This is a genomic window from Arthrobacter sp. H14 (genome assembly GCF_000520495.1).
GTDB lineage: Bacteria > Actinomycetota > Actinomycetes > Actinomycetales > Micrococcaceae > Arthrobacter_C.
Map to the genome: position 1 here is coordinate 1 of NZ_AZRX01000429.1, position 10,824 is coordinate 10,824.

9 protein-coding genes are annotated in these 10,824 nt (G+C 61.3%); 3 read left to right on the forward strand and 6 right to left on the reverse strand.

The features are described from left to right. Positions 1-124 precede the first annotated feature (124 nt). Both Y707_RS22230 and Y707_RS22235 read right to left on the reverse strand, forming a co-directional pair. Complete coding sequence (locus Y707_RS22230; RefSeq protein WP_216699178.1) at positions 125-1,009, reverse strand: SDR family NAD(P)-dependent oxidoreductase; 885 nt, start codon at positions 1,007-1,009, stop codon at positions 125-127. Beyond that, positions 1,006-2,592 (reverse strand): flavin-containing monooxygenase, encoded by a 1,587-nt coding sequence (locus Y707_RS22235; protein ID WP_081744524.1) that lies wholly within the window; start codon positions 2,590-2,592, stop codon positions 1,006-1,008. Before Y707_RS22235 ends, Y707_RS22230 begins: the two co-directional genes overlap by 4 nt. Before the next feature lie 739 nt (positions 2,593-3,331). Here Y707_RS22235 and Y707_RS0100550 point away from each other — a divergent pair. From Y707_RS0100550 to Y707_RS0100560, 3 genes are all read left to right on the forward strand, one after another. Then, positions 3,332-3,664, forward strand: a complete 333-nt coding sequence (locus tag Y707_RS0100550; protein WP_026533675.1) for a gamma-glutamyltransferase — start codon at positions 3,332-3,334, stop codon at positions 3,662-3,664. Positions 3,665-4,673: 1,009 nt separating this feature from the next. Next, positions 4,674-5,942 carry a M20 family metallo-hydrolase gene (locus Y707_RS22240; protein WP_253905001.1) on the forward strand — a complete coding sequence of 423 codons (1,269 nt, stop codon included), beginning with the start codon at positions 4,674-4,676 and terminating at the stop codon, positions 5,940-5,942. 9 nt (positions 5,943-5,951) lie between these two features. Continuing rightward, positions 5,952-7,196 (forward strand): amidohydrolase, encoded by a 1,245-nt coding sequence (locus Y707_RS0100560; RefSeq protein WP_026533676.1) that lies wholly within the window; start codon positions 5,952-5,954, stop codon positions 7,194-7,196. 99 nt (positions 7,197-7,295) lie between these two features. Here Y707_RS0100560 and Y707_RS0100565 read toward each other — a convergent pair whose 3' ends face one another. From Y707_RS0100565 to Y707_RS0100580, 4 genes are all read right to left on the reverse strand, one after another. Further along, complete coding sequence (locus Y707_RS0100565; RefSeq protein ID WP_035779717.1) at positions 7,296-8,795, reverse strand: sodium:solute symporter family protein; 1,500 nt, start codon at positions 8,793-8,795, stop codon at positions 7,296-7,298. Beyond that, the gene (locus Y707_RS0100570; RefSeq protein WP_026533678.1) at positions 8,795-9,019 is read right to left on the reverse strand and encodes a hypothetical protein; all 225 of its coding nucleotides are present in this window, start codon (positions 9,017-9,019) and stop codon (positions 8,795-8,797) included. Before Y707_RS0100570 ends, Y707_RS0100565 begins: the two co-directional genes overlap by 1 nt. 174 nt (positions 9,020-9,193) lie before the next feature. Next, positions 9,194-10,444 (reverse strand): M20 family metallo-hydrolase, encoded by a 1,251-nt coding sequence (locus Y707_RS0100575; protein WP_026533679.1) that lies wholly within the window; start codon positions 10,442-10,444, stop codon positions 9,194-9,196. A gap of 113 nt (positions 10,445-10,557) precedes the next feature. Next, the coding region (locus Y707_RS0100580; RefSeq protein WP_026533680.1) for an aldehyde dehydrogenase family protein at positions 10,558-10,824 on the reverse strand (267 nt) is incomplete at its 5' end.

The following is a 10,824-nucleotide window of genomic DNA, read 5'->3' on the forward strand; positions in this document are numbered from 1 at the left end:
TGAGGCAACGAAACCCGCTATCCGGAGGTTCTCAAATGAGGCAACGTATTATTCTTCCCGGAGGTATTGCAATGAGGCAACAGGGGGGCGTCAACGGAAACGAGCGGTCGTCCACTGGGAAGCCTCAGCGGCTACGGCCCTGCGCGCTTCGGTTCCCGCTTCGGCGTCGTAGGTAACCGTCTGCTCTTCCCAGGGTCCGTTCAAACGTTCCAAAAGATGACGGCGCAAGGCGTACGACGACGTCGGTCAGCTTTGCGTTGGCACCGATCAGCAGGCGCCGCTTCCGGTGCTGGACGGCGTCGAGGATCAATTCGGCCGCCTTGCCTGGCGGGAAAGTGAGCAGGCGTTCGATGTTCTTCTTCCTCATGGCCTGCTCGGCAGCTGATAGTAATCCGGACATGCGCGCGTTCCTGGCGATGTTGGTCCTGATCCCGCCGGGATGCACGGTCGTTACACCGATCCCTTGCGGCCCGAGTTCGCTGGTCAGGGCTTCGCTGAAACCGCGGAGCGCGAACTTACTGGCGGAGTACGCGGTCTGTCCCTTCGGCGCGACAAGTCCGAAAAGACTGGACACATTCACGATATGACTGCCGCGGGATTCCAGGATCCGGGGGAGCAGGGCATGGGTAAGGAGCACCGGCGCATGGAAGTTGATGGCCATCACCCAGTCGAAGTCGTCGAGGCCGACCTGGTCGAAACTCCCGGCGAGGGCGACTCCGGCATTGTTGATCAGCATCGAGATTCTCGGCGTCGCCTTCAGGATGTCCTCCGTCAGTTCCGTCACCGCGGCCGCGTCGGCGAGGTCCACGACGTGCGTGTCGATGCTCAGCGCTGGGTGCCTTTTACGGATGGTTTCGGCGACGACGGCGAGTCCGACCGCCTCCCGGTCCACCAGCACGAGCGCGCTTCCCCGCCTGGCAAGGCCGTACGCGAGTTGTTCGCCAATTCCCCCGGCGGCACCGGTGAGGACCGCCGTTCCGTGTTCGAATTTATAGGGAGGAATCTTCACCGGCCAATCCCCGCCGCATCGACGTCGCCGGCAGATGTTTCTGTGCCCAGCGGCGGTACGGCATCGCTCTGCGGCGGGCCGGCGTCGTGCGGTGACGGGACGACGTCGAACTTCATCTCCGCGGACACATCTCCGAGCAGCACCGAGGGCACATCCAGCAGGTAGTTGTGCCGCATGGTCCAAGGGTTGCGGCTGCCCTGCTTGGGGAAGGCGTCGGCGGCACGCAGGACGTAGCCGGAGGTTAGGTTCATCAGCGGTTTCTTTCCCGTGGCCCCGCCCGGATCGGGGACGGCGGAGCGGTAACCGTGTTTGTCCATGTGCTTAAGCAGCCGGCACACGTACCGCGAGCTGAGGTCGGCGCGTAAGGTCCAGGACGCGTTCGTATAGCCGACGCAGACAGCCAAATTGGGCAGGCCACTGAGCAGCACTCCCCGGTACACCTGCGTCCGGCCCAGATCGACCGGCTCCCCGTCGACGATGAACTCCACGCCGCCCAGCGGCAGCATCGACAGTCCGGTGGCGGTGATGACGACGTCGGCCGCCAGTTCCCTGCCCGAGGCCAGGCGGATGCCGCATTCGGTGAAAGTGTCGATCCGTTCGGTGACCATCGACGCCTTACCGGATTTCAGCGCGTGGTACAGGTCCGCGCCGGGTGCTACGCAGAGCCGCTGGTCCCAAGGGTTGTAGGTGGGGACGAAGTGTTCCTGCACCTGGCCGTCGTCGCCCAGCACGTTGCGCGCCTGCTTGCGGAGCAGCCGCTTCGCCATTTCCGGACGACGCCGGCACAGCTGGTAGAAGCCGGACGTCACCAGGATGTTCTTGGCACGGGTCAGCCGGTATGCGATCTTCGCCGGCAGATGCCGCCGCACGGCATCACCGAACCGGTCGATGCTTGGCACGGAGGCGATGTAACCGGGGGAGCGCTGCAGCATGGTGACGTGGTCGACGTCGTCGACCATCGCTGGAACCAGCGTCACTGCGGTGGCGCCGCTGCCGATCACGACGACGCGTTTGTCCCGGTAGTCCAACTCCTCGGGCCAGAACTGGGGATGGACGATGTCGCCGGTGAACTTTTCGATGCCGGGGAAGTCCGGCCGGTAGGCGCGCTCGTAGTTGTAGTAGCCGGTGCAGGAGTAGAGGAAGGAACAGGTGAGGGTCCGGCGTTCGGCGCTGCCGGCGTCGTCGCTCACTTCCAGCTCCAACGTCCAGCGGGCGCTCGCGGAGGACCAGGCGGCGCTGACCATTTTTGTGTGGAACCGGATGCGTTCGGTGAGGCCCGCATCGGAGGTTTCCCGAATGTAGGACAGGATTGTCGCGCCGTCGGCCATGGCTTTGGCCCCGGTCCACGGGCGGAACGGGTAGCCGAGGGTGAACATGTCGGAGTCGGAGCGGATCCCGGGGTAGCGGAAGAGGTCCCAGGTGCCGCCGATGGTGTCGCGGGCCTCGAGCAGGGTGAAGGACTTGGACGGGCACTCGGTCTGCAACCGGTAGGCGGCGCCGATGCCTGAAAGTCCCGCGCCAACAATGACGACGTCGAGGTGCTCCGGTCCAGCACTGCGGGGCGTGGTTTCAGCGGCAACCATGGAATAAGCGTAGTCGCCATCGTCCAGCGGGCCAGTTTAAAACAACCCATAACCGATCTGGTCACACGCGGCCGTCAGCCAAGCCGAAGTCCGGGATCGCTCAGGGGAAGGCTGAGCCAGGGGTGGAGGGGGAAGCTGCCGGCGCTGGCGGGAAACAGCGTGACGAGCGACGTCCCTGTCATGGACGAATGATGACCTAGACCATCGCGATCAGGAAACGCTGCAGTGGTTGAGTGGGGACCCAGCCGAAGAGGGGCTTTCCGCAACGCGCAATCGAGAAGGGCCCCCATCGGGGTCGAGGGGGATCCTGGTCCGCCTTGCGATGGATGGGCTGTCGATGAGTGACATCGTTGATCCGATGCCATTCACTGAAAACCAGCGCGGCAGACTGTGGATTCTGCTGCCGGCCGCACTTAACTTCTGCCCGGCGTCACCGGCTTCGGTCCAGCTCTGTTGCACTTGCTTGCAGAATGCTAATCTACGCCGCACAGCTCCAGCGGAAGAATCCTCGCTCCTTCTATGCGGAACTCAATAAGCAATAGGCCTCGAGCCGCCATACGGACCTGTTCCGAACGGAGGAGGATGAATTGCGCCGTAGATTCTCACTCATTTTCACGGTGGCGATCGGCCTTATATTTGCACTGTATGCCTGCGACGTGCCCGCCCCGCGCCGGAAGAGACGAGCACGCCCTCCCGCACGAGCCGAGAGTCGTCTCCGGAGGCAGCACGCCCTCCACAGGTGGAAGCTATCGTCTCGTCAAATGACCGGGCAACCGAGGCCGGGAACCAAATCCTGGCAGCCGGAGGGACGGCGGCTGATGCGTCGGTTGCCGTCGCGGCGGTGCTCAGCGTCGTAGAGCCGTTCTACTCCAGTGTGCTCGGCGGCGGCACGTGGGGCCTGTATTTCGATGCGAACGAGCAGGCGGTCACCAGCGTCAACGGCGACGGGCCGGTGGGCAGTGAAGCGACCCTGGCCGACTCCCGGCCGCGTGCCGGGAGCTCTGCGAGGACGTCGTGTGTGGGGCGGGACGGGCACATTGTGGACGCACAGCACGATGGCGCGAGTCGGTAGATGGTGCCAATGCTAGACAGCTCCGGCAAATGGCGACGTCGAGGTGCTCTGCTTCAGCATCGAGATCGTTCCAGCGGCGGTCAATCATGGGGTGAGCGACGGGTTGGCAGAACTTCCGCTGGAGGCCCCGTTTTATTCTGCTGTTACATAAAGAAGCTTGTGTCGGACTCAAGTCATACATAGACTCAAGGCGTTTACGAGATGTAGATCACGTGGTCATGCTGGTTGCGATCCGCAGGAGTGCCGGCTGAAGCGGGGTCGCCATCCGGTTAGTTGCCGGCGGGTTCAAATTCCCAAGGTCGGAACGATAAATCAAACTGCATGCCGTTAGGAGTAGCTTTGTTCAACTTGCCGACTATGACGTCAGCAGTACTGATCGCAGTTCCAGTCATTTGGATCCTTTACACGATTGGATTCTTATGGATTTCCCGGAATTGGTCCCGTGAGGACGAGCAGCGTTCGAAGTGAACACTCAACTGATCTTTCTCGTCCTTTACTTCTGTGTCTTGATCGGCGTTGGGGTTTGGGCCCTCCGCAAGGGCGCAGGTAAAAACTCTGAACGTTACTTGCTTGGTGGGCGAAATACCGGTCCTGCGGTTACCGCTCTGACGCTTCAAAGCACTTCCATGAGCGGCCATGCGAGCAGGGCCAAGAGATACGGATGGCCGGCGAAGCCATCGCGTACAAGTCGTCATGATGCCCGATCTGCAAAAGGCCGGACACCGGGAAAACCTTGGAAGGGATACGGTGGCCCATCGTATCCCCGCAGGGCTAACCAGCGAGCAAGCGAAAATATCGTGATGAGCCGGGCCGTCGGTGCAGTCTGCAAATGGTCGATGCGTTGAACAGCGGGTACCACGTGGTTCGGGGAGCAGCCTCAACTCCCGGAACGAACTGAGACTGCAGAGATGCAATCCACAATGAAAACACATGAGATGGACAGTTTCGACTGGACAGGATGGACATGGCAAGCTTGTGACAGCAGTTTCGCTGTCCTTGGGAGGCTCGAGTGAAACCGATAGGGCACAAGTTGGACCCCAGCGCTGAACGCCTGGAGTGGGATCTGACGGAGTTGTCTTCGTTCCGTGATCCGGACCGTTCCGGGTGGACGCGTGAGGTGTTTAGCGATCCATACCGGCAGTCCCGTCAGTGGATGGCGGATCGAATGCGCGCGGCCGGGCTTGAAGTTCACGTTGACCCGGCCGGAAATATCATTGGGCGGCGGGCAGGTAAACAACCCGGGGCCCCTGCTGTCGTCACTGGTTCGCATACCGACACCGTGGACGGTGGAGGACGCTTCGACGGAGTTGTTGGCGTGCTCGGCGCTTTGGAAGCCGTGCGCCAGCTGACCGAGCTGGACGTGCAGCTGAACCGGGACCTGCTGGTCGTTGACTTTTTAGGGGAAGAGTCGAACGATTTTGGCCTTAGCTGCCTGGGAAGCAGGGCGCTCGCCGGGGAATTGACCGCTGCGGATTTGCAGCGCACCGACCGTACGGGCACCACCTTGGGAGAGTCTTTTTCCGGGTTCGGGATCGATCCGTCCGCCGCCGTCGGGGTGGATTGGGCGCGACGGACGCCGCTCCATTCCTACCTCGAACTGCACATTGAGCAGGGGCCGACGCTGGAGCAGCGCCAACTGCCGCTCGGGATTGTCACGGGTATTGCGGGCATAGAGCGGTTGCTGGCCACCTTTATCGGCAGCGCCGATCACGCGGGCACAAGACCCATGGGCGACCGCCAGGATGCTATGGTCGCGGCCGCGGAAGCGGTCCTCGCCATCCGGCGCGAAGGCTGTGGGGCGCCGAATCATGGAGTCGCCACGACGACACGGGTCGAGGCTGCCTCCCACTCGCCAAATGTGGTGCCTGGACTGGTCCGGATGATGAGTGAGGTCCGGAGCGTTGATGCCAAGTGGCTTTCCGGAACACGCAGAAGGCTGGGGCAGGAAATCCAGGCGACGGCCTCCAGCTATGGAGTTGATGTGGACCTTGCCTGGTCAACCGACAATGAGCTCGTGCAGGCCAACGAGGAAGTGCAGGAAATTGCCGCGTCGTCGGCGGCTTCTCTGGACCTGCCCTGGACGGCCATCCCGAGCGGTGCGACTCACGACGCCGTTCATATGGCATCGCTGGCGCCTATGGGCATGATCTTCATCCCGTCCCACAACGGCAAAAGCCACTGTCCGGAGGAATGGACGGACTATGCCGATATCGCCGTCGGCGTCCGGGCACTGGCTGCCAGCCTGATCAATCTTGACCAGCACGCATTTCAAACGTAGAGGAGAGTCATGACGAGCATTGCCCCCGGAATTGAGTTCACCGACGCAGAGCAGCAGAGCATGTATGAGCTGTATCGGGAGCTGCACGCCAGCCCGGAATTGTCCATGCAGGAGAGCGGGACTGCAAAGCACCTCGCCGAACGGCTTCAGAGACTCGGCCTTGAAACGTTTTCTTGCGGAGGCACAGGCGTGGTCGGCATCCTCCGCAACGGTGACGGTCCTGTCGTAGGTTACCGCGCCGACACGGATGCCCTGCCGATTCAAGAAGATACCGGGTTGGACTTTGCGAGCAGCGCCAAGGGCAACCTTGCCGACGGCACTGAAGTGCCGGTGATGCATGCCTGTGGCCATGACACGCACATGGCGGTGGCCTTGACCGCGGCGGAACTGTTGGCCGGTGCAAAAAATGCCTGGGCCGGTACGGTGGTATTCCTGCTTCAGCCGGGTGAAGAAATCGGCGCGGGTGCCAGGGCAATGGTTGCGGACGGATTATGGGATAAAGCGCCCAAGCCGGAAGTCATTTACGGTCAGCACGTCTGGCCGATCCAGGCTGGAACCGTGAATATCAGCAGCGGCACCGCCATGGCGATGTCTGATTCCTGGAAGGTTACAGTGCAGGGACGGCAGGCGCATGGCTCCCAGCCCGAGCAGTCGATCGACCCCATAGTCCTGGCCGCGCACATGGTGGTTCGAATCCAGACCATCGTGTCCCGTGAGGTACATCCAATGAAGTCTGCGGTAATTACCATTGGCACTTTCCACAGCGGACTGAAGGAAAACATCATCCCGGACTCGGCAGAATTTACGCTGAACGTCCGTACGTTCGATCAGGATGTCCGGAAGCAGGTGCTGGACGCACTGCGGCGGATCATCAAAGCCGAATCGGCTGCCTCCGAAGCACCTGAGGCAGTTATTGAGGAACTCTACAGCTTTCCCCGCTGCTACAACGACCCGATGACCGCCGACCGGTTGATTGAGCAGTTGCGCGGGGCACTTGGGAATGAGGCAGTCTCTGAAGTTCCTCCCGTCATGGGCAGTGAAGACTTTGGTCTCCTGGCCGAAGCGATCGGAGTGCCGTCGGTGTACTGGATGTTTGGCGCCTATAAGCAGGAGCGACTGGAGGCTGATGCGCCGCTACCCGGCAACCATTCCCCGCACTTCGCTCCGGATTACGAACCCGCGCTGACCACGGGTGTGCACGCAGCCATGGCAGCGATTCTCGGCACTGTGGGTGAACAGCGCCAGAACCGCTAAGGCAGAACCCCTAAGCGGGACCCTGGGGCAGGGCACAAACTACAACGGTAAGGGCGCCACCGATGGTGGCGCCCTTACCGTTTCTGCTTGAAGCGTTGATTACTTTACGTTGGCGGCTGCGGTGCCCTCCTCCGCAGTGACCTTATCCACATCAACGAAACCCTCCACGGCATCGATGGCCGGGGGCTTCGTCGCAAAGCTAATCCCAACCATGACAATCACGTTCGCGATCAGCCCCAAAATTCCCGGGTTGATCTCGAGCAGCGGTTCGGCCACGAACTGGTAGTAGTAGTTCACGAAAGCCCCGATCAGCAGACCGGCTATCACGCCGGGAGCGGTGGCCCGGCGCCAATACAACGCGCTGTAAACTGCCGGCGCAAACTGCACGATGGAGCCATATGCCCCCAGCAGCAGGGCGATCAGCCCCTGTCCGCCGAAGACCGTGATGAGATAGGCGGCACCGCCAATCACGACAACGGCCGTGCGCATGGTTACCAGCGTCCTCTGCTCAGGCATGTTGGGCTTGATCTGATGGACCACACCGTTTGTGAACTCCATGGACGCACTGTGGGTGATCGCGTCGGCGGAGGACATGGCTGCTGCAAGAGCACCGGCCCCCACGAGGCCATATAGCCAACCCGGCATTTGCAGGACGTTGGTGATCAGATGCGGGAGGATCTCATCCGGGACAACCTCGCCGGACTGCACGGCACCGATAGCGGCAAACCCGGCCAGCAGCAGCGGGATCAGGAACAAGGCGAAGACCGGGTAAATCAGGACAGTCCGCTTGATCGTAATAGGCCTGGATGAGTACGACTTGGAGAACAGGTGCGGCCACATCAGGATACCGATCAATGAAACCAGGATCGTCGTGGTGTAGGCCGTTGCCGACATGGTGGAGCCTTCAGCTCCAATCTCCAGGAACCCGGGCCGCTCCCGCGCAATACTCGAGAACATCGCGGTGGTGCTGCCGTGCAGTTGCATGACGACGGCGATACCCACCACCCAGGAAATCACCACCATCAGGATGGCCTGGAAAACATCCGACCAGGCGGCCGCACGCAGCCCGCCGGTGGCAACGTAAATCACCACGATGCCGTATGCCGCCAGGGCTCCCAGCCAGATCGGCACCCGCCCATCGGTCATGATGTTGAAGATATAAGCCATGCCCTTCATCTGCGTTGCGAGGTACTGCACAAACGCGAAGAGGGCGATGATGGCGATCAGGATGGGGATCGTTTTGTTCCGGAACCGCTCAAAAAGAAAGCCCGAGACGGTGTAGAGATCGTAACGGTGGCCGATTTTTCGAATCTTCGGCCCGATGATGTACCAGGGCAGAATACCGAAGGCGGTATAGACAATGATGTAGTACGCGGGTGCACCGCGGTCGAATGCCCATCCGGGCGCGCCCAGGAAGGAAAACGCGCTGAAGACGGCACCACCCATAAGGCAGGCGGTCACGAGTATGCCGAGGCTTCTGCCTGCCACTGCGAATTCGTTAACCGATCCGCCCCGTCCCTTACCGGCCCATAGACCGATAAACAGCGCAATGGCCAGGTAGGCCAGCATGATAATGAGTGCATACTGCCAGTGCTGCATCAGTCTTCACCCTCTCGTTGTTTATTTTCCGGGTCCAAAAAGTACAGGACGATCACCGCGGCAAAGACGATGAGGACCCAAAGTATGACCCAGAAAAAGTTAAAGGGCAGACCGAGAACAATCGGCGTCGCCGAATTGGCAATGCCAAACAGCGGAAAGATCAGCGGCAGGAATGCCACCACGCACACGATAATGAATATTTTGTTGAACGTTCGTTTTTTCATCCTTGACTCTCATTTAGGATCTTGAGGCGGGAGAACCGTCGCATCCATTCAGGATTTGAGGGGATATTTGGCACTTCCGAAGTTTCGCACGGCCTTATGTCCCCCGCGCTGCCTGCGTGTAACGGCGCCGCATGGATAGGTGTTGCGTGATTCAACACTCCTTTCGTTCGCCGGTCAGTTGGATTGGCTTTGGCTAGTCAGGGCTCCATTGACCATCTCTGCCGCTATTTCGGTGAGGGCGTGCAGGCCGGAGACCATGTCCTCATCGTTGGTAAACTCCCGTTCGCAGTGGGAAACGCCATCGACAGAGGGAACGAACAGCATGACGGACGGGACGATGTTGTTCATCGCAACGGAATCGTGACCGGCCATCGTCTGAGTCCGGCGGATACCCAGCCCCAGCCGGGCAGCCACCTTTTCCGCCAGCTCCACACCATCTTCCGGGAAGTGCTGAATAGGCCTGACATCGAAGTCCCGCACATTGATGCTCAGCCCCTGATCCTCCGCGAGCGTGCCGATGTCGCGTACCAGCTTTTCCCGGGCCGCAGCGACGATGTCCGGGTCCCCCGAGCGCAGATCCGCCACCAGATGCACCCTGCGTGCGACAACGATGGGTGAATTGGGTTCTACGTTAAGCCGTCCGACGGAGGAGACGATGGCTTCCTCGGCGAAGTCTGCTGTTACTTCGTGGACCATCTGCACTATTTTGGCGGCACCCAGCAGGGCGTCATGACGGTCGGCCATGGCGGTGGCGCCGGTATGGGACTGTTCACCGAGCACTTCAATGTCGAGCTTTTGGGTATACCAACTCGAATCGACCACCCCGAGCGCCAGTTGCTCCCGCTCGAGGCGGCGGCCCTGCTCAATGTGCACTTCGGCGTAGCCGACGGCGTCAGGGCGCTCATCGCTGCCGAGGAAACCGATATCGCTGAGGGCGTCGCGCACAGAGATCCCCTGCAGGTCCTGTACTGCCAGCATGTCCTCCTGATCCATCAGCCCGGCATACACCGAACTGCCCATGACTGAGGGTGCGAACCTTGCACCCTCCTCATTGAACCAATTAACGACGGCCAGGTTGTAAGCCGGGCGTTCTCCGGAAGTTTCGACCTGGTCTTCGATCGTCGCTGCAGCGTGCAGGGCAGCGATAACGCCGTAAGCACCGTCGAAGCGCCCGGCCAGCGGCTGGCTGTCCAGGTGCGAACCGATGAACACAAAGGGTTCTCCCGGCGCCCATTCCAGCAGGGCGAACATGTTGCCCATGCCGTCAACCCGGACCGGCCATCCCCGTTCTACCGCCCAGTCGGCAAACCAGGCGCGGGTGAGGCCATCTTCCGGGGTGGCCGCTTGGCGCTCCACGCCATTGCCGCCGGTTGCGCCTATGGCGGCTACTGCGTGGAAGTCTTTCAGGAATGCACTATCGGACACGGCTATGCTCCTCTGTCTCAGGACTGATGGTGGCTACACGCGGCGCACTCTGTGACCGCGTCCCGGCCGCCCATGTTGTGTGGTCGGGCAATATCGTTCATGAGGGCTGTTTCCTATGAGTTGGAGGGGAAGGAGAAGGAGGCGTCGGAGGCGTGGGCCGGTTCGGGCCAGCGTTGGGTGATGACTTTTCCGCGGGTGTAGAAGCGGACGCCGTCGGACCCGTAGATGTGCAGGTCCCCGAACAGTGAGTCGTTCCAGCCGCCGAAGGAGTGCCACGCGACCGGTACCGGCAACGGGATGTTCACACCGATCATGCCGACCTTCACCGAACGCTGGAACTTCCTCGCATACGCGCCGGAGCCGGTGAACACGGCGGTACC

What these genes read in the sequence shown, in the direction of transcription:
- Y707_RS22235 (WP_081744524.1), bottom strand. Translation starts at nt 2,592, where the DNA reads ATGGTTGCCGCTGAAACCACGCCCCGCAGTGCTGGACCGGAGCACCTC.
- Y707_RS0100560 (WP_026533676.1), top strand. Translation starts at nt 5,952, where the DNA reads ATGACGAGCATTGCCCCCGGAATTGAGTTCACCGACGCAGAGCAGCAG.
- Y707_RS0100565 (WP_035779717.1), bottom strand. Translation starts at nt 8,795, where the DNA reads ATGCAGCACTGGCAGTATGCACTCATTATCATGCTGGCCTACCTGGCC.
- Y707_RS0100570 (WP_026533678.1), bottom strand. Translation starts at nt 9,019, where the DNA reads ATGAAAAAACGAACGTTCAACAAAATATTCATTATCGTGTGCGTGGTG.